Raw genomic sequence first — 19977 nt, 5'->3', positions numbered from 1 at the left:
CTTTCAATATATTTATTTCATGTATGTTCCAGAAAAAACAAAAAAGCGGTCTTTTTTGAATATTAAACTGGCGTGCATGCTACTCGTTTTTCCGTAAAAGTGAAATAATTTATTTTTTTTGAAAGGGAAGGCTCTTTGGGTGGGGTGCTTATAGTGTTTGCATGATTTTTTTACTTAATTGATGTTATTTATAACGGCTGGGGCAAATATCTGTTTTTTTAATAAATTAGTTATATGATTATTATATTGTTGTGTATCGATTAATAATTTTAAAGTTATACGGGAAAGGTAGCATTCAACACCTGTTAACAATATATTTTATTATATAGGCGTTGTCGTAGTGTCTCTGTGCGTGAATGGTTAAGAATAATACGTTACAATTGTCGCTAGTATTTACAACCGATTAAAAACCATGACAACTAACCATCAAATTGACCGTCTTCTCACCCTCATGCAGCGCCTGCGCGACCCGGAAAACGGCTGTCCGTGGGATAAAGAGCAGACCTTCGCCAGCATCGCGCCTTATACGCTGGAAGAAACCTATGAAGTACTGGATGCGATTGCGCGTGAGGATTTTGACGATTTGCGCGGCGAACTGGGCGACCTGTTGTTCCAGGTGGTGTTTTACGCGCAGATGGCGCAGGAAGAAGGCCGCTTCGATTTTAATGATATCTGCGCTGCCATCAGCGACAAGCTGGAGCGCCGCCATCCGCATGTTTTTGGCGAGCTTTCCGCGGATAATAGCGAAGAAGCATTAGTTCGCTGGGAGCAAATCAAAACGGAAGAGCGCGCGCAAAAAGCGCAGCATTCCGCGCTGGACGATATTCCGCGCAGCTTACCGGCCTTAATGCGCGCGCAAAAAATCCAGAAACGGTGTTCAAACGTGGGCTTTGACTGGACGACGCTGGGACCGGTCGTCGATAAGGTCTATGAAGAGATCGATGAGGTGATGTTCGAGGCGCGGCAGGCGGTTGTTGATCAGGCTAAACTGGAAGAAGAAATGGGCGATTTGCTCTTTGCCACGGTCAACATGGCGCGTCATTTAGGTACGAAAGCGGAGCTCGCTTTGCAAAAAGCGAACGATAAATTTGAACGTCGTTTTCGCGAAGTTGAACGTATTGTCGCAGCCAGAGGCCTGGAAATGACCGGGGTAGACCTGGAAACAATGGAAGAAGTTTGGCAGGAAGTAAAACGCCAGGAAATTGATCTCTAAAGGTTTTAGGCGGTCAAGAGCGATTTGTGTGATTTTTTAAATAACAAGCGCTTGATTTACGTCAAAAACATTTACCTCAAAGGGGCTATTTTCTCCCTCCCTGTGTGAATGTCAGCCTGACGAAGAGGAGGAATAATGAAAGTTTGTGGCGTAGGTCATGTTCGGGTATACTGCTTTCCCGTCCTGGTTATTCCATCGTCTTTTAAACCTAACTTCTCAGGTTCCGCATGACAACGAACTATATTTTTGTGACCGGCGGGGTCGTATCCTCTCTGGGTAAAGGCATTGCCGCAGCCTCCCTCGCAGCCATTCTGGAAGCCCGTGGTCTCAACGTGACCATCATGAAACTGGATCCGTACATCAACGTCGATCCGGGTACTATGAGCCCAATCCAACACGGGGAAGTGTTCGTTACTGAAGACGGCGCTGAAACCGACCTGGACCTGGGGCACTACGAGCGTTTCATCCGCACCAAGATGTCTCGCCGCAACAACTTCACGACTGGCCGTATCTACTCCGACGTTCTGCGTAAAGAACGCCGTGGCGACTATCTGGGCGCAACCGTACAGGTCATCCCTCACATCACTAACGCGATTAAAGAGCGCGTGCTGGAAGGCGGCGAAGGCCACGATGTGGTACTGGTGGAAATCGGCGGTACCGTCGGTGATATCGAATCGCTGCCGTTTCTTGAGGCGATTCGTCAATTGGCGGTAGATATCGGTCGTGAACACGCGCTGTTTATGCACCTGACGCTGGTACCTTACCTGGCGGCTGCGGGCGAAGTGAAAACTAAACCGACTCAGCACTCCGTGAAAGAGCTGCTGTCTATCGGTATTCAGCCCGATATTCTGATTTGTCGTTCCGATCGCGCGGTTCCTGCCAACGAGCGTGCAAAAATTGCATTGTTCTGTAATGTGCCGGAAAAAGCCGTTATTTCAATGAAAGATGTCGATTCCATTTATAAAATTCCAGGCCTGTTGAAATCTCAGGGGCTTGATGATTATATTTGTAAACGATTCAGCTTGAACTGTCCGGAAGCTAACCTGTCTGAATGGGAACAGGTCATTTACGAAGAAGCGAACCCGGCAGGCGAAGTGACTATCGGCATGGTCGGCAAATATATTGAACTGCCGGATGCCTATAAGTCGGTGATCGAAGCGCTGAAACACGGTGGTCTGAAAAACCGCGTTACCGTCAACATCAAATTGATCGATTCGCAAGATGTTGAAACGCGCGGCGTTGAAATTCTGAAAGATTTGGACGCTATCCTGATCCCCGGCGGCTTCGGCTATCGTGGCGTTGAAGGTAAAATCGCCACTGCGCGCTATGCGCGTGAAAACAATATTCCTTATCTGGGCATTTGCCTGGGGATGCAGGTTGCGTTGATTGAGTTCGCTCGTAACGTGGCCGGCATGGACAACGCCAACTCAACGGAATTTGTGCCAGACTGTAAGTACCCGGTTGTGGCGTTAATTACCGAGTGGCGCGATGAAGACGGTAACGTTGAAGTCCGTAACGAGAAGAGCGATCTGGGCGGCACCATGCGCCTGGGCGCGCAGCAGTGCCAGCTTAGCGATGACAGTCTGGTACGTCAGTTGTACGGCGCGTCGACGATTGTTGAACGTCATCGCCATCGTTACGAAGTCAACAATATGTTGTTGAAACAAATTGAAGCAGCGGGTCTGCGTGTCGCAGGCCGTTCCGGTGATGATCAGTTAGTCGAGATCATTGAGGTACCGAATCATCCGTGGTTCGTGGCCTGTCAGTTCCATCCGGAATTTACTTCCACGCCGCGTGATGGACATCCGTTGTTCGCTGGCTTTGTTAAAGCCGCCAACGAGCATCAGAAACGTCAGGCGAAGTAAAAAAGTTAGAACGGCGGTGCACCCTCAGCGGTGCACCGTTTGTCTGAAGTTTTAGTTTAACTAGTGACTTGAGGAAAACCTAATGTCCAAAATCGTTAAAGTCATCGGTCGTGAAATCATCGACTCCCGTGGTAACCCGACTGTTGAAGCTGAAGTACACCTGGAAGGTGGTTTCGTAGGTATGGCGGCGGCTCCGTCAGGTGCTTCTACTGGTTCCCGCGAAGCGCTGGAACTGCGCGATGGCGACAAATCCCGTTTCCTGGGTAAAGGCGTAACCAAAGCTGTTGGCGCGGTTAACGGCCCGATCGCTCAGGCTATTCTTGGCAAAGACGCTAAAGACCAGGCTGGCATCGACAAAATCATGATCGACCTGGACGGTACTGAAAACAAATCTAACTTCGGTGCAAACGCCATTCTGGCTGTCTCTCTGGCTAACGCCAAAGCTGCTGCTGCCGCTAAAGGTATGCCGCTGTACGAGCACATTGCTGAACTGAACGGCACTCCGGGCAAATACTCCATGCCGGTTCCGATGATGAACATCATCAACGGCGGCGAGCACGCTGACAACAACGTCGACATCCAGGAATTCATGATCCAGCCGGTTGGCGCGAAAACGGTTAAAGAAGCCATCCGTATGGGTTCTGAAGTTTTCCATCACCTGGCAAAAGTGCTGAAAGGCAAAGGCATGAACACCGCTGTGGGTGACGAAGGCGGCTATGCGCCGAACCTGGGCTCCAACGCGGAAGCGCTGGCTGTTATCGCTGAAGCGGTTAAAGCGGCTGGTTACGAGCTGGGTAAAGACATCACCCTGGCGATGGACTGCGCAGCATCTGAATTCTACAAAGACGGTAAATACGTTCTGGCTGGCGAAGGCAACAAAGCGTTCACCTCCGAAGAATTCACCCACTTCCTGGAAGAACTGACCAAACAGTACCCGATCGTTTCCATCGAAGATGGTCTGGACGAGTCTGACTGGGACGGTTTTGCATACCAGACCAAAGTACTGGGCGACAAAATCCAGCTGGTTGGTGACGACCTGTTCGTAACCAACACCAAAATCCTGAAAGAAGGCATCGAGAAAGGCATCGCTAACTCCATCCTGATCAAATTCAACCAGATCGGTTCTCTGACCGAAACTCTGGCTGCAATCAAGATGGCGAAAGACGCTGGCTACACTGCTGTCATCTCTCACCGTTCTGGCGAAACTGAAGACGCTACCATCGCTGACCTGGCTGTTGGTACCGCTGCAGGCCAGATCAAAACCGGTTCTATGAGCCGTTCTGACCGTGTTGCTAAATACAACCAGCTGATTCGTATCGAAGAAGCTCTGGGCGAAAAAGCACCGTATAACGGTCGTAAAGAGATCAAAGGCCAGGCGTAATCCTGCTTTTACCTCTTAATGTAAAAACCCGCTTCGGCGGGTTTTTTTGTATCTGTTCAATAGCGCAGCCGCTGTGCATGACCGGGCAGACGAAATCTGCAATAATTAACGATTATCCCCTTAATAGAGAACGCTATGCAGTACCCGATTAACGAGATGTTCCAGACCCTACAAGGCGAGGGTTATTTTACCGGCGTCCCCGCTATTTTTATTCGTTTACAGGGATGTCCGGTCGGCTGTGCCTGGTGCGATACCAAACACACCTGGGATAAACTGAGCGATCGGGAAGTGTCTCTGTTCAGCATTCTGGCAAAAACCAAAGAGAGCGACAAATGGGGTGCTGCGAGCAGTGAAGACTTGCTGGCAGTAATTAATCGTCAGGGCTATACCGCGCGTCACGTTGTCATCACCGGTGGAGAACCCTGTATTCACGACCTCATGCCGCTCACCGATCTGCTTGAAAAGAGTGGTTTTAGTTGCCAGATTGAAACCAGCGGGACGCATGAAGTGCGCTGTACGCCTAACACCTGGGTCACGGTTTCACCAAAAGTGAATATGCGCGGGGGATATGACGTGCTTTCCCAGGCGCTGGAGCGCGCCAATGAAATTAAGCATCCCGTTGGGCGAGTTCGTGATATTGAGGCGCTGGATGAACTGTTAGCCACGTTGAGCGATGATAAACCGCGCGTGATTGCTTTGCAGCCCATTAGCCAGAAAGAAGACGCGACGCGTCTGTGTATTGAAACGTGTATTGCACGTAACTGGCGGCTGTCTATGCAAACGCATAAATATTTAAATATCGCCTGATGCATTACTAATCTTACAGACGGCCTGCCGATGCCGTCTGTGACTCATCCATTACCTTGCATTGTTTATTTTCTCTATGTGAATTTCGATGAGTGTATAAAAGCGCTGATAAATTTTTCCATAGCGATGCACGGATCGCGCTATTTTGGTAAATTTAAAGAAAAAATCATTCTATGAACTTTTTTGCATCAAAATCAGCAAATTAGCTGTTCTTTAATAATTTAAATTGTTGCGATTATGTTGGTGGAATGTGGTGCTGATAAAAAGTAGTTTATAAACAATGACATACGTTTAGTGTGTTCCCCGCGCCAGCGGGGATAAACCGCGCCATCATCGCGCAGCACTGGCTGGTGGATAGTGTTCCCCGCGCCAGCGGGGATAAACCGTACGTTGACGCTGGCAAACGGCTCGATTTCGTGTGTTCCCCGCGCCAGCGGGGATAAACCGCTGTTAACTCAGCGATGGGGAGTGTCGGTGGCGTGTTCCCCGCGCCAGCGGGGATAAACCGCCTGGCGGCACACTCTACCGCCCGTGGTGGCAGTGTTCCCCGCGCCAGCGGGGATAAACCGGCGGAAGGATTCGTCCATCTCACCGCGATCAAGTGTTCCCCGCGCCAGCGGGGATAAACCGCGTGTTTTCATTCCCCGCCTCGCCTATTTTATGTGTTCCCCGCGCCAGCGGGGATAAACCGCCCCGTTAAGGGGCTTTTTTATGCCCGCCGTCGTGTTCCCCGCGCCAGCGGGGATAAACCGGAGATGAATAACGCGATTTACGAGGTTACGTATGTGTTCCCCGCGCCAGCGGGGATAAACCGTGCTGGATACACGCGTTTCAATGGTCAGAGTTGTGTTCCCCGCGCCAGCGGGGATAAACCGCGTTGCAACTGGAGATCTTGCCCTGTATTGATGTGTTCCCCGCGCCAGCGGGGATAAACCGGGCGTTATTGAGTGGGAAAAAATCGTAAGCGCGTGTTCCCCGCGCCAGCGGGGATAAACCGCAGCTCTCTAACGACTTCCCCGGAGTACGTAAGTGTTCCCCGCGCCAGCGGGGATAAACCGCTTGTCGGCGTTGCTCACGTGACTATTTCGCAGTGTTCCCCGCGCCAGCGGGGATAAACCGACGCGTTAGCCCGTCAGGAACGCTACTGGGAAGTGTTCCCCGCGCCAGCGGGGATAAACCGTCGTAAATCTGTTTCAGTGTTTTAGCGCGCAGGTGTTCCCCGCGCCAGCGGGGATAAACCGCCACGCAAGCCAGTACCGCCAGTTTTACCAGCGTGTTCCCCGCGCCAGCGGGGATAAACCGACCGTTATCTGCTGGTTGATACTTCCCCGAGCGTGTTCCCCGCGCCAGCGGGGATAAACCGCCGCAGAACGCCGCATCGCCGAACTGGACAAAGTGTTCCCCGCGCCAGCGGGGATAAACCGTGCCGGTTTATCTGCTCCAGACCGATCGACTAGTGTTCCCCGCGCCAGCGGGGATAAACCGGGGCTGGACCTCGATTTATTTAATACGTTTATGTGTTCCCCGCGCCAGCGGGGATAAACCGTCCCAACTCGTCAGGGCGGTTATCCAGCGCCAGTGTTCCCCGCGCCAGCGGGGATAAACCGTCCGCGGTGATAGTATGCGGGGAACTATAGACGTGTTCCCCGCGCCAGCGGGGATAAACCGGGAAACGAAGATGACCTTTATTAGAGATATCCGTGTTCCCCGCGCCAGCGGGGATAAACCGTGCTGAATCTTTGCGAGTGGGATGATGGCACAGTGTTTCCCGCGCCAGCGGGGATAAACCGCCGCTACGATCTATTCGAATCATAGTGGTGCGGTGTTCCCCGCGCCAGCGGGGATAAACCGGCGTGCGCCGGGATATTGCGCCGCGCCGAGAAGTGTTCCCCGCGCCAGCGGGGATAAACCGTCCTTTTATTCTAATGGGTTAGATAGGGTAGAGTGTTCCCCGCGCCAGCGGGGATAAACCGAAAACTGCACCGCCGCTGCCACTGAGTTTGCTGTGTTCCCCGCGCCAGCGGGGATAAACCGGCGCAGAATTTACAGGTGTCACTGTTGTCCGGGTGTTCCCCGCGCCAGCGGGGATAAACCGGGCGTGGTGTATATCGGTCTTGATGCGTTGTCGTGTTCCCCGCGCCAGCGGGGATAAACCGGTCACGAGGTCTGACGCGGATGTGATGAGTTAGTGTTCCCCGCGCCAACAAGGATAGCCGTTGCATAATCATAATCTGTGTACCAGTAATGGCAGCTACAAACCTGTAAAGTAAAAAGGCCGCGTTTTCCCGGGGAGGCTTTTAGACAGGAGAAGGCCATGGCGTTAAGGATCAGGGTATTGCTCGAAAATCATAAGGGAGCTGGAGCGGATAAATCGTTGAAGGTCCGGCCAGGGTTAAGCCTGTTGGTCGAGGATGAGTCTACGTCTATCTTGTTCGATACCGGCCCTGATGGCAGTTTTATGCAAAACGCGTTGGCGATGGGGATCGACCTGTCCGATGTGTCTGCTGTGGTGCTTTCGCATGGTCATTACGATCATTGCGGCGGCGTGCCGTGGCTTCCTGATAACAGTCGAATCATCTGCCATCCCGATATTGCGCGCGAACGTTATGCGGCAATGACTTTTCTCGGTATTACCCGAAAAAATAAAAAAATTGTCGTGTGAGGTGGACTATTCACGCTACCGAATGATGTACACGCGTGGCCCCCTGCCGATTGGCGAAAACTTTATCTGGTCAGGGGAAATACCGGTGGTTGCGCCTGAAGCCTACGGCATTTTTGGCGGCCACGATGCGGAGCCGGACTCCATTTTGGATGAGGGCGTACTGATTTACCAATCGACAAAAGGATTAGTCATCATTACGGGATGCGGGCATCGGGGGATCGTAAATATTGTCCGGCACTGTCAGAACATTACCGGTATAAAGCGGATTTACGCGCTTGTCGGCGGATTTCATCTCCGCTGCGCATCACCGTTCACGATGTGGCGAGTCAGGCGCTTTCTGCAAGAACACAAACCTGAAAAACTATGCGGTTGTCACTGTACAGGGGCCTGGGGGCGGTTGTGGCTACCGGAAATAACCGCACCTGCAACCGGTGATGTGCTGCGTTTTTAACACCGCGCTGGACAATGTTTTCACTGATAAAACGTCGTGTGGATGGGCTGGAATCAATTTGGCATCCAGCCCACGCGTTAATGAACCTTATTCGCCGCGATAGACGCAGCCGGCTGTACAGGTCTCTTTCACCATCACGGCGCTCAGTAGCGGCACGACGGGCTTAACCTGATCCCAAATCCATTTCGCCAGCACTTCGCTGGTGGGATTGGACAGCCCTGGAATATCATTCAGATAGTAGTGATCAAGACGATCGTAAGTAGGTTTAAACGCCGCTTTGAGATCCGCGAAATCCATAATCCAACCGGTATGCGGATCGACTTCACCGGTAATTTCGAGACGCACCATAAACGAGTGTCCGTGCAGGCGGCCGCACTTATGCCCTTCAGGCACGTGAGGCAGGCGGTGAGCGGCTTCAAAGGTGAAATCTTTATACAACGTGGTGGACATGATGAACTCTCAGGCAATAAAAAAACCGCCGTAGGGTACCGGAAAGCGCATTTTTTATCATTAACTAAAACCATTCTCCGCCTTGTGACGGGCTATTAATTTAAGAATTTCCAGAAAATTTAATAATTATCAATCAATTATGAAATCGATTTTGGCGTTAATAACGATAACTAAAACAGGTTAGTTCATTTGGTTATTTGTTATTTCCAACCCTTCTTTAATTGTTATTCCTCTCACCGTTACCCTTATCCTTAGTTTGGGATTTATCGCTTATACATTTCATCTTTCAAGCCGCATCTGTGTTGACTGCGTTTACTCACCCCAGTCACGTATTTATGTACGCTCCTGGGGCGCGCTCAGCTTACAGCGAACTTGAATGATTTTGTGTATAGATCCGCTTTGCTTACTGGAACATAACGACGCATGACGACACCGGCTCCACTGACTGGGTTGCTTCCGCTTAATCCGGAGCAACTGGCGCGCCTTCAGGCCGCGACAACCGACCTTACTCCCGAACAGCTTGCCTGGGTCTCCGGCTATTTTTGGGGCGTACTGAACCCGCGCTCAGGCGCTGTTGCCGTCACGCCTGCTCCTGAGGGGAAGATGCCGGGGGTTACGCTTATCTCCGCTTCGCAAACCGGCAATGCGCGTCGTGTGGCGGAAGCGCTGCGTGATGATCTGCTGGCGGCCAACCTTAATGTGACACTGGTGAACGCCGGCGACTACAAATTCAAACAGATTGCCAGTGAAAAACTGCTGGTGATAGTGACGTCCACTCAGGGAGAAGGCGAGCCGCCGGAAGAGGCCGTCGCGCTGCATAAGTTCCTGTTCTCGAAAAAAGCGCCGAAACTGGAAAACACCGCTTTTGCCGTGTTTAGCCTCGGCGACACCTCTTATGAATTTTTCTGCCAGTCCGGAAAAGATTTCGACAGCAAGCTGGCGGAGCTGGGCGGTGAACGTCTGCTCGACCGTGTCGATGCTGACGTTGAATATCAGGCAGCTGCCAGCGAATGGCGCGCCCGCGTGGTTGATGTTCTGAAGTCCCGCGCACCTGTCGCGGCACCTTCGCAATCCGTTGCTACTGGCGCGGTAAACGATATCCACACCAGCCCCTATACCAAAGACGCGCCGCTGACCGCGACCCTCTCCGTGAATCAGAAAATCACCGGTCGCAACTCGGAAAAAGACGTTCGTCATATTGAAATTGACCTCGGCGACTCCGGCCTGCGCTATCAGCCGGGCGATGCGCTGGGCGTCTGGTATCAGAACGATCCGGCTCTGGTGAAGGAGCTGGTTGAGTTGCTGTGGCTGAAAGGCGATGAGCCGGTGACGGTTGATGGTAAAACCCTGCCGCTCGCCGAAGCGCTGGAGTGGCACTTCGAGCTGACGGTGAATACCGCCAACATTGTTGAGAGCTACGCGACCCTGACGCGCAGTGAGTCGCTGTTGCCATTAGTGGGCGACAAAGCGCAGCTCCAGCACTACGCCGCGACCACGCCCATTGTTGATATGGTGCGTTTCTCTCCGGCGCAGCTGGATGCTCAGGCGCTAATCGACCTGCTGCGCCCGCTGACGCCGCGCCTCTACTCTATCGCCTCTTCGCAGGCGGAAACTGAAAACGAAGTCCACGTCACCGTTGGCGTGGTTCGTTATGACATTGAAGGCCGCGCCCGCGCGGGTGGTGCTTCCAGCTTCCTCGCCGACCGCGTGGAAGAAGAGGGCGAAGTGCGCGTGTTTATTGAACACAACGATAATTTCCGCCTGCCAGCGAATCCGCAGACTCCGGTGATTATGATTGGCCCAGGTACGGGTATCGCGCCGTTCCGCGCCTTTATGCAGCAACGCGCCGCCGACGGTGCGGAAGGCAAGAACTGGCTGTTCTTCGGTAACCCGCACTTCACCGAAGACTTCCTTTATCAGGTTGAATGGCAGCGTTACGTGAAAGAAGGCGTGCTGAACCGGATCGATCTGGCCTGGTCCCGCGATCAAAAAGAAAAAATCTACGTACAAGACAAACTGCGCGAACAGGGCGCGGAGCTGTGGCGCTGGATCAATGACGGTGCCCACATTTATGTCTGCGGCGACGCCAGGCGTATGGCCGCACATGTCGAAAAAGCATTGCTGGAAGTGATCGCTGAATTCGGCGGTATGGACCTCGAATCGGCAGATGAATATTTAAGTGAGCTGCGCGTAGAGCGCCGTTATCAGCGAGATGTCTACTAATGAGCGAAAAACATCCAGGCCCACTGGTGGTCGAAGGTAAACTGTCCGATGCCGAGCGCATGAAGCTGGAAAGCAACTACCTGCGCGGTACCATTGCGGAAGATCTGAACGACGGTCTCACCGGCGGTTTTAAAGGCGACAACTTCCTGCTAATACGCTTTCACGGCATGTATCAGCAGGATGACCGCGATATTCGCGCCGAGCGTGCGGCGCAGAAGCTGGAGCCGCGCCACGCCATGCTGCTGCGCTGCCGTCTGCCGGGCGGGGTGATTACTACGACGCAATGGCAGGCGATCGATAAATTCGCGGCGGATAACACGATTTATGGCAGTATCCGTCTGACCAACCGCCAGACCTTCCAGTTTCACGGCATTCTGAAGAAGAACGTCAAGCCGGTGCACCAGATGCTGCACTCGGTGGGGCTGGACGCGCTGGCGACCGCTAACGATATGAACCGTAACGTGCTGTGCACCTCCAATCCCTACGAGTCTCAGCTGCACGCTGAAGCCTACGAGTGGGCGAAGAAGATCTCCGAACATCTGCTGCCGCGCACCCGTGCGTATGCGGAGATCTGGCTCGATCAGGAGAAGGTCGCGACCACCGATGAAGAACCGATCCTCGGGCAGACCTATCTGCCGCGTAAATTTAAAACCACGGTGGTGATCCCGCCGCAAAATGATATCGATCTGCACGCCAACGACATGAACTTTGTGGCGATTGCCGAGAACGGCAAGCTGGTCGGCTTTAACCTGCTGGTGGGCGGCGGTCTGTCTATTGAGCATGGTAATAAGAAAACCTACGCTCGTACGGCCAGCGAGTTTGGCTATCTGCCGCTGGAGCACACCCTGGCGGTGGCCGAAGCGGTAGTGACGACGCAGCGCGACTGGGGTAACCGTACCGACAGGAAAAATGCCAAAACCAAATACACCCTTGAGCGCGTGGGACTGGAGACATTTAAAGCGGAAGTCGAGCGTCGCGCGGGGATCAAATTTGAGCCGATCCGCCCGTATGAGTTTACCGGGCGTGGCGACAGGATTGGCTGGGTGAAAGGCATTGATGATAAATGGCACCTGACGCTGTTTATTGAGAACGGCCGTATCCTGGATTATCCGGGGCGTCCGCTGAAAACCGGCCTGCTGGAGATCGCGAAGATTCATCAGGGCGAGTTCCGTATCACCGCTAACCAGAACCTGATTATTGCCAGCGTGCCGGAAAGCCAGAAAGCGAAGATCGAGACGCTGGCGCGCGACCACGGGTTGATGAATGCGGTGAAACCGCAGCGTGAAAACTCAATGGCCTGCGTGTCGTTCCCAACCTGCCCGCTGGCAATGGCGGAAGCCGAGCGTTTCCTGCCGTCGTTCACGGACAAAGTGGAAGCGATTCTGGAAAAACACGGCATTCCTGATGAGCATATCGTGATGCGCGTGACCGGCTGCCCGAACGGCTGTGGCCGCGCGATGCTGGCGGAAATTGGCTTAGTAGGGAAAGCGCCTGGTCGTTATAACCTGCATCTTGGTGGAAACCGTATTGGGACACGTATCCCACGGATGTATCAAGAAAATATCACCGAGCCGGATATTCTGGCCTCGCTGGATGAACTGATTGGGCGCTGGGCGAAAGAGCGTGAAGCGGGTGAAGGCTTCGGCGACTTTACGGTGCGTGCGGGCATCATTCGCCCGGTGCTCGATCCCGCGCGTGATTTCTGGGAATAACCTGAATTGCCGGATGGCGTCTGTGTAGGCCTGATAAGCACAGCGCCATCAGGCAAGGCAAACAGTGAGGAACTTATGTCCCAACTCGATCTCAACGCATTGAATGAACTGCCAAAAGTCGATCGCGTACTGGCGTTGGCGGAAACCAACGCTCAACTGGAAACGCTGACTGCCGAAGAACGCGTGGCCTGGGCGCTGGAAAATCTGCCCGGCGAATACGTGCTCTCCTCAAGCTTTGGCATCCAGGCGGCGGTGAGCCTGCACCTGGTGAACCAGATTCGCCCGGATATCCCGGTGATCCTCACCGATACCGGCTATTTGTTCCCGGAAACCTACCAGTTTATTGATGAGTTAACGGACAAACTCAAACTCAACCTGAAAGTTTACCGCGCGGGCGAAAGTCCGGCCTGGCAGGAGGCGCGCTACGGCAAACTGTGGGAGCAGGGCGTTGAGGGCATTGAGAAATACAATGAGATCAACAAAGTCGAGCCGATGAACCGGGCGCTAAAAGAGCTGAAAGCGCAGACGTGGTTTGCGGGTCTGCGTCGCGAGCAGTCCGGCAGCCGCGCGCATTTACCCGTTCTCGCTATCCAGCGCGGCGTGTTTAAAGTGCTACCGATTATCGACTGGGATAACCGCACGGTTTACCAGTATCTGCAAAAGCACGGTCTGAAATACCATCCGCTGTGGGATCAGGGCTATCTGTCGGTGGGCGATACGCACACCACCCGCAAATGGGAGCCGGGTATGGCGGAAGAAGAGACACGCTTCTTCGGACTGAAACGTGAGTGCGGGCTGCATGAAGGGTAATTGTCCTTACGCGGTATGATTATACCTGCTGCTATGAAAAATCCGGCAGGCAGCCGGATTTTAAATTGGTTATATACCCAAAATAATTCGAGTTGCTTAAAGGCGGCAAGGGAGTGAGTCCCCAGGAGCATAGATAACTATGTGACTGGGGTGAACGAGCGTAGCCAACACATAAGCAACTTGAAGTATGAAGGGTATATTACTGACTATCTTTATACCAGTAATATATTACGACTGCACCCATCTTTACCAATGTGCAAAGAACGTTCATGGGTTAGATATAGCTTTTCAAGAATTACATCAATAAACATTTTTTTTGCATGATAGTCGTTATAATCCTGATTAAGTTTTTTTAAAAAACCAGAATTTGTTGGTTTAAACTCTGCAAACGGTGAATAGCTATGTAGTAAATAGGAGATGCACGGATGCATCATGCTAAAAGCGACTTCACCTTGTACCTCCTGATAACCTATTTTGCAAAACTGAGTTGTAGGCTCAAAGTTACCGGCATTAATACAGGCCAGCATCGATTTTTCATCTGCAGTAAGTGAGTCCTGCCATTCGACAAGCGGGTGGTCTGGAGCCTCTGCGGGACGCATCATCTCATAAACCGTCGCTTTGATTTGTGCATTGCCCGTCACTTCTTTTCGTAGAGTAGAAATCGACTCCTGAAGTAATTCCGGGTGCCAGGTCATCTTCGCACCAATCACCTCGCATATTTGTAAAAATAACTGTCTCTCCTCTCTACTCATAGATTCTATCACTGCATCATCTGATATATTGAGGATGTCCTTAATATTGCTTTGGCTGATCACCGTGTCGCCGACCATAAGTAAAAATTGTGTCTGAGAAGCGTCCAACTTGATAGTAAACAGATCCTGATGAGCCGGGCAGGCCAGATGTTGTAGCCGTTTAAAGGCGTAAATTTTATTTATATCCTCTATGTTAACTTCCATCTCTCCAGGTTCACCACGGCCCTGCCCGTGAATGATGGAGTGTAACACTTCCAGCGCATGGTCCTTTTTTTCCGCTCTAAAATGCTCCTGGACTTTATCCCAGCTCCCCATATGGATTGCTTTTTCTTTATCTGCGCTTAACAGATGAGCAAGCCGACTTTCATTAAGCGTATAATTTTGATGATTACCGAAGCTTAAAGTGACTGGCATAATATTTTCCTTCAAATTTATATTATTCAATATCCGGAGTAAAATATATCGTTCAATTCTCTCTTTTTTATTAAACAGATAAAGTTTACTACAGGAGAAAGTTTGAACGACATTATTAATGCAGCACATTTATGGTTGGTAATCCTTTGTGGTGACGATAATTCAGACAAAAGGTAGATGATTCGCCGCAAATGGTCGTTTTTTTAAATTTTGATTTATGCAGAAGGCATTGGAGGAAGCCTCTTTGAGCGCTTCTTCCAGAAGAAAAAGGCGGAAAAATTTATAATAATTATTCGTGGGGTAAATATTTCTGAAGAATATATAAAATTGAGCGGACATATTTAAATATAATCTCAGGAAGTGCAATTTTTGTGAGGTATATCAACAAAAAAGACCATTAAAAAGGCGTAGAGTGCTTTTATTATCCACATGCTGGAGTTTACATGTCGATATATCACTATTGGGGAAAGTCTCGACGAGGAGAAACTGACGGCGGTGATGATTACCATTTGCTTTGCTGGCATTCTTTAGATGTTGCGGCTGTGGGTTACTGGATGGTGATAAATAATATTTATTTTATTGACCACTATCTAAAAAAATTAGGCATCCAGGATAAGGAGCAGGCGGCGCAATTTTTTGCCTGGATTTTATGTTGGCATGATATTGGAAAATTTGCTCATTCCTTCCAGCAACTATACCGTCATGAGGCTTTAAACATCTTTAATGAGCCTACACGGCATTATGAAAAAATCGCGCATACCACGCTGGGATACGTGTTGTGGAACTCCTGGCTAAGTGAATGCCCTGAATTGTTTCCTCCTTCTTCGCTTTCAGTTCGTAAAAGTAAGCGCGTTATGGCGCTTTGGATGCCAGTCACTACAGGTCATCATGGACGCCCTCCAGAGGCAATCCAGGAGCTGGACCATTTTCGCCAGCAGGATAAAGATGCGGCAAGAGATTTTCTTCTGAGAATAAAAGCGCTCTTTCCTTTAATTACTTTGCCTGAAGCCTGGGATGAAGATGAGGGTATCGACCAATTTCAGCAACTTTCCTGGTTTATTTCCGCTGCGGTTGTACTGGCTGACTGGACTGGTTCCGCCAGCCGTTATTTTCCGCGTACTGCGGAAAAAATGCCTGTTGATACCTACTGGCAGCAAGCTCTCGCTAAAGCACAAACTGCCATCACGCTATTTCCCTCAGCGGCGAATGTGTCTGCCTTTACGGGCATAGAAACGCTTTTCCCTTTTATTCAGCATCCCACACCGTTACAACAAAAGGCGCTTGAGCTGGATATCAACGTGGATGGCGCCCAACTCTTTATTCTTGAAGATGTCACCGGGGCCGGAAAAACAGAGGCGGCGCTCATATTAGCTCATCGACTGATGGCGGCAGGTAAAGCGCAGGGACTCTATTTTGGACTGCCGACAATGGCGACAGCCAACGCGATGTTTGAACGTATGGCGAACACCTGGCTGGCGCTGTATCAGCCGGACTCCCGTCCCAGCCTGATTCTGGCGCATAGCGCGCGTCGCTTAATGGATCGTTTCAATCAGTCAATATGGTCGGTCACTCTTTCTGGTACGGAAGAACCCGATGAAGCGCAGCCTTATAGTCAGGGATGCGCCGCCTGGTTTGCCGACAGCAATAAAAAAGCGTTGTTGGCGGAGGTTGGCGTAGGCACGTTGGATCAGGCGATGATGGCGGTAATGCCATTTAAACATAACAACCTGCGGTTACTGGGTCTTAGCAACAAGATCTTACTGGCTGATGAGATCCATGCCTGTGATGCCTGGATGTCCCGAATACTTGAAGGTTTGATCGAACGGCAGGCCAGTAATGGCAACGCCACTATTCTGTTATCTGCGACGCTATCGCAGCAGCAGCGAGATAAGCTGGTGGCGGCATTTTCCCGTGGGGTGAGGCGTAGTGTGCAGGCGCCGTTGCTAGGTCATGACGATTATCCCTGGCTGACTCAGGTCACACAAACAGAGCTGATTTCTCAGCGGGTTGATACACGCAAAGAGGTTGAGCGTTGCGTAGATATTGGCTGGCTACATAGTGAAGAGGCGTGTCTTGAACGTATAGGTGAAGCAGTGGAAAAAGGAAACTGTATCGCCTGGATACGTAACTCCGTTGATGATGCGATTCGTATCTATCGCCAGCTTCAACTGAGTAAGGTCGTCGTCACGGAAAACCTTTTACTCTTCCATAGTCGCTTTGCTTTTTACGATCGTCAGCGGATTGAGTCACAGACGCTAAATCTCTTTGGCAAACAGAGCGGCGCGCAACGTGCCGGTAAGGTCATTATCGCCACGCAGGTCATCGAACAAAGTCTGGATATTGACTGCGATGAGATGATCTCTGATTTAGCGCCGGTGGATTTATTAATTCAGCGGGCCGGTCGACTACAGCGTCATATTCGCGATCGTAACGGTCTGGTGAAAAAGAGTGGGCAGGATGAGCGAGAGACGCCAGTGCTGCGCATTCTTGCTCCGGAGTGGGATGACGCGCCGCGAGAGAACTGGTTATCCAGCGCCATGCGTAACAGCGCCTATGTCTATCCCGATCATGGGCGCATGTGGCTGACACAGCGCATATTACGTGAGCAGGGGACGATTCGGATGCCGCAATCTGCCCGATTGTTGATTGAGTCGGTCTACGGCGAGGATGTCAACATGCCGGTTGGATTTGCAAAAACCGAGCAATTGCAGGAAGGCAAATTTTATTGCGACCGGGCATTTGCCGGCCAGATGCTGCTTAACTTTGCGCCGGGCTACTGTGCTGAAATTAGCGATTCTTTACCGGAGAAAATGTCAACGCGGCTGGCGGAAGAGTCTGTCACGCTGTGGCTGGCGAAAATCGTGGATAGCGTCGTAACCCCTTATGCCAGCGGTGAACACGCCTGGGAGATGAGCGTGCTGCGAGTACGTCAGAGCTGGTGGAATAAACATAAAGACGAGTTTGAAAAATTAGACGGCGAACCCTTGCGTAAGTGGTGTGCGCAACAGCATCAGGATAAGGATTTTGCCACGGTGATTGTGGTGACGGACTTTGCCGCTTGTGGTTATTCGGCGAATGAGGGATTGATTGGCATGATGGGGGAATAACGAATACAGATATGGACAATTTTTCACTTTTAACAACGCCCTGGCTCCCCGTCCGTTTCAAAGACGGTTCCACGGGCAAGCTGGCCCCCGTCGATCTGGCGGATGAAAACGTGGTGGACATCGCCGCAACGCGAGCAGATTTACAGGGAGCGGCCTGGCAGTTTCTGTTGGGATTGCTGCAATGCAGTATCGCGCCGAAAAGATACAAAAATTGGGAGGATATCTGGTTTGATGGATTGCATGCCGATGTGCTCCATAAGGCATTAGCACCGTTAGAACACGCTTTTCAGTTTGGCGCGGAAACGCCGTCTTTTATGCAGGATTTTGAACCGTTAAGCGGCGAAAAAGTCTCTATTGCCTCATTGTTGCCGGAAATACCTGGCGCGCAAACCACGAAGTTCAATAAAGATCATTTTGTCAAACGCGGCGTAACGGAACGTTTTTGTCCGCACTGCGCGGCGCTGGCGCTGTTCTCGTTGCAGCTTAACGCGCCTGCGGGCGGCAAAGGCTATCGTACCGGGCTGCGCGGCGGCGGGCCACTGACCACGCTGGTTGAATTGCAGGAATATCAGGGCGAGCGGCAAACGCCGCTCTGGCGCAAGCTGTGGCTCAACGTGATGCCGCAGGATACTGCGGATCTGCCTTTACCAGACCAGTGTGATGCGACCGTTTTCCCGTGGCTTGCCGCGACGCGGACCAGCGAGCAGGCGAATGCCGTTACCACGCCGGAGCAGGTCAATAAACTCCAGGCGTACTGGGGGATGCCGCGTCGTATCCGCCTGGATTTTGCCACCTTACAGTCAGGTTGCTGCGATATTTGCGGCGCTGAAAGCGATGAGCTTCTTGGCTTTATGACCGTCAAGAACTACGGCGTTAACTACGATGGCTGGCGGCACCCGCTGACGCCTTATCGCGCCCCGGTAAAAGATCAAAACGCCTTCTTTTCCGTTAAACCGCAGCCCGGCGGCCTTATCTGGCGCGACTGGCTGGGATTAAGTCAGAACAACCAGACGGAAGCGAATTACGAATCTCCCGCGCAGGTAGTCAAGGTGTTTAACGCCCGCTCGCTGACTGACGTTAAAGCGGGGATCTGGGGCTTTGGCGCGGATTTCGACAATATGAAAATCCGCTGCTGGTATGAGCATCACTTCCCGTTGCTGATGACGGAAGGTCTGATCCCTGATTTACGTAAGGCCGTGCAAACTGCGGCCCGCCTGTTGAGCCTGCTTCGCAGCGCGCTCAAAGAGGCCTGGTTTGCCGATGCGAAGGGTGCTCGCGGTGATTTCAGTTTTATCGACATTGATTTCTGGAACCTGACGCAGGGACGTTTTCTCAACCTGATTCACGATCTGGAAAACGGCCACAAGCCGGACGAAAGGCTGAATAAATGGCAAAGAGAACTTTGGCTGTTTACCCGTCATTACTTCGATGATCACGTCTTTACCAACCCCTACGAGAGCAGCGATCTGGAACGCATCATGACCGCGCGCAAGAAATATTTTACGACATCGGCGGAAAAACAAAGTGCAAAAGCCGCCAAAGCAAAGAAACAGGAGGCTGCTGAATGAGTGTTGTGACGAAAGATGATAAAGCCACTTTGCGTCAGTGGCATGAGGAACTACAAGAAAAACGTGGATTACGTGCCAGCTTACGACGTAGTAAAACGGTGAATGATGCCTGTTTGGCTGAGGGGCTTCATTCATTGTTAATGCAAACACATTCTTTATGGAAAAACAAAGCACCCTGGAATGTTACTGCATTGGCAATCACAGCGGCACTGGCTGCACATATCAAATTTATTGATGAGCAAAAGAGTTTTGCTGCGCAGCTTGGACAGAAGAAAGGTGGCGACACTCCGGTGATGTCAAAATTACGCTTCTCCCACCTATTAGCGGTAAAAACGCCGGATGAACTGCTGCGCCAGTTACGGCGTGCGGTGAAGCTGTTAGATGGTTCGGTCAACCTGTTTTCTCTTGCAGACGATATTTTCTGCTGGTGCCAGGAGCAGAATGACTTGCTGAACCACCATCGCCGCCAGCAGCGGCCAACCGAATTTCTTCGTATCCGCTGGGCGCTGGAATACTACCAGGCCGGCGATGGCGATACCGATAACGAACAAGATTAACAGGG

The 19977-nt window shown here is 51.6% G+C and carries 12 protein-coding genes, 1 pseudogene and 1 CRISPR repeat array; of the genes and pseudogenes, 11 read left to right on the top strand and 2 right to left on the bottom strand.

The window, feature by feature from the left end; all coding sequences use genetic code 11:
• The first annotated feature begins 412 nt into the window (after window positions 1–412).
• The 5 genes and pseudogenes from mazG to HV477_RS17805 all read left to right on the top strand — a co-directional run bounded on the left by mazG (window position 413) and on the right by HV477_RS17805 (window position 8379).
• Window positions 413–1213, top strand: a complete 801-nt coding sequence (mazG, locus tag HV477_RS17825; RefSeq protein ID WP_000210451.1) for a nucleoside triphosphate pyrophosphohydrolase — start codon at window positions 413–415, stop codon at window positions 1211–1213.
• 227 nt (window positions 1214–1440) lie between these two features.
• Window positions 1441–3078, top strand: coding sequence for a glutamine hydrolyzing CTP synthase (pyrG, locus tag HV477_RS17820; RefSeq protein ID WP_000210859.1), 1638 nt, complete (start codon window positions 1441–1443; stop codon window positions 3076–3078).
• Window positions 3079–3160: 82 nt separating this feature from the next.
• Entirely contained in the window at window positions 3161–4459 is a 1299-nt protein-coding gene (gene eno, locus HV477_RS17815; protein WP_000036734.1) for a phosphopyruvate hydratase, read from the top strand.
• Between the two features lie 135 nt (window positions 4460–4594).
• Entirely contained in the window at window positions 4595–5266 is a 672-nt protein-coding gene (queE, locus tag HV477_RS17810) for a 7-carboxy-7-deazaguanine synthase QueE (protein WP_001199961.1), read from the top strand.
• A gap of 296 nt (window positions 5267–5562) precedes the next feature.
• A CRISPR array of direct repeats spans window positions 5563–7483; the repeat unit is 29 nt; unit sequence GTGTTCCCCGCGCCAGCGGGGATAAACCG.
• A gap of 97 nt (window positions 7484–7580) precedes the next feature.
• Window positions 7581–8379: pseudogene (locus HV477_RS17805) on the top strand (MBL fold metallo-hydrolase).
• An 87-nt stretch (window positions 8380–8466) separates the two neighbouring features.
• Here the strand turns inward: HV477_RS17805 and queD are convergent.
• Window positions 8467–8829: a 6-carboxytetrahydropterin synthase QueD gene (gene queD / locus HV477_RS17800; RefSeq protein WP_000108313.1), complete on the bottom strand. Its 363-nt coding sequence runs from the start codon at window positions 8827–8829 to the stop codon at window positions 8467–8469.
• A 423-nt stretch (window positions 8830–9252) separates the two neighbouring features.
• Here queD and cysJ point away from each other — a divergent pair, with 423 nt between their 5' ends.
• The 3 genes from cysJ (at window position 9253) to cysH (ending at window position 13574) form a co-directional block, all read left to right on the top strand.
• Entirely contained in the window at window positions 9253–11052 is a 1800-nt protein-coding gene (gene cysJ, locus HV477_RS17795; RefSeq protein ID WP_079898931.1) for an NADPH-dependent assimilatory sulfite reductase flavoprotein subunit, read from the top strand.
• The gene (gene cysI, locus HV477_RS17790; RefSeq protein ID WP_020437818.1) at window positions 11052–12764 is read left to right on the top strand and encodes an assimilatory sulfite reductase (NADPH) hemoprotein subunit; all 1713 of its coding nucleotides are present in this window, start codon (window positions 11052–11054) and stop codon (window positions 12762–12764) included. Before cysJ ends, cysI begins: the two co-directional genes overlap by 1 nt.
• A 75-nt stretch (window positions 12765–12839) precedes the next feature.
• On the top strand, window positions 12840–13574 hold the full coding sequence (gene cysH / locus HV477_RS17785; protein ID WP_000080390.1) for a phosphoadenosine phosphosulfate reductase: 735 nt from the start codon (window positions 12840–12842) through the stop codon (window positions 13572–13574).
• Window positions 13575–13786: 212 nt separating this feature from the next.
• Here cysH and sopD read toward each other — a convergent pair whose 3' ends face one another.
• Entirely contained in the window at window positions 13787–14740 is a 954-nt protein-coding gene (sopD, locus tag HV477_RS17780) for an SPI-1 type III secretion system effector SopD (protein ID WP_079898932.1), read from the bottom strand.
• Between the two features lie 443 nt (window positions 14741–15183).
• Between sopD and HV477_RS17775 the strand changes: the two genes are divergently transcribed.
• Genes HV477_RS17775 through casB form a run of 3 tightly spaced genes read left to right on the top strand, consistent with a single transcriptional unit; the run spans window position 15184 to window position 19972 of the window.
• Window positions 15184–17847 carry a CRISPR-associated helicase/endonuclease Cas3 gene (locus HV477_RS17775; protein ID WP_079898933.1) on the top strand — a complete coding sequence of 888 codons (2664 nt, stop codon included), beginning with the start codon at window positions 15184–15186 and terminating at the stop codon, window positions 17845–17847.
• An 11-nt stretch (window positions 17848–17858) separates the two neighbouring features.
• Entirely contained in the window at window positions 17859–19415 is a 1557-nt protein-coding gene (casA, locus tag HV477_RS17770; protein WP_000368584.1) for a type I-E CRISPR-associated protein Cse1/CasA, read from the top strand.
• Window positions 19412–19972 carry a type I-E CRISPR-associated protein Cse2/CasB gene (gene casB, locus HV477_RS17765; RefSeq protein WP_000117946.1) on the top strand — a complete coding sequence of 187 codons (561 nt, stop codon included), beginning with the start codon at window positions 19412–19414 and terminating at the stop codon, window positions 19970–19972. Before casA ends, casB begins: the two co-directional genes overlap by 4 nt.
• Window positions 19973–19977: the final 5 nt, after the last annotated feature.

Source organism: Salmonella sp. SG203 (assembly GCF_013350575.1).
Classification (GTDB): Bacteria; Pseudomonadota; Gammaproteobacteria; order Enterobacterales; family Enterobacteriaceae; genus Salmonella; species Salmonella enterica.
This window is presented reverse-complemented; position numbering and strand designations above follow the sequence as displayed.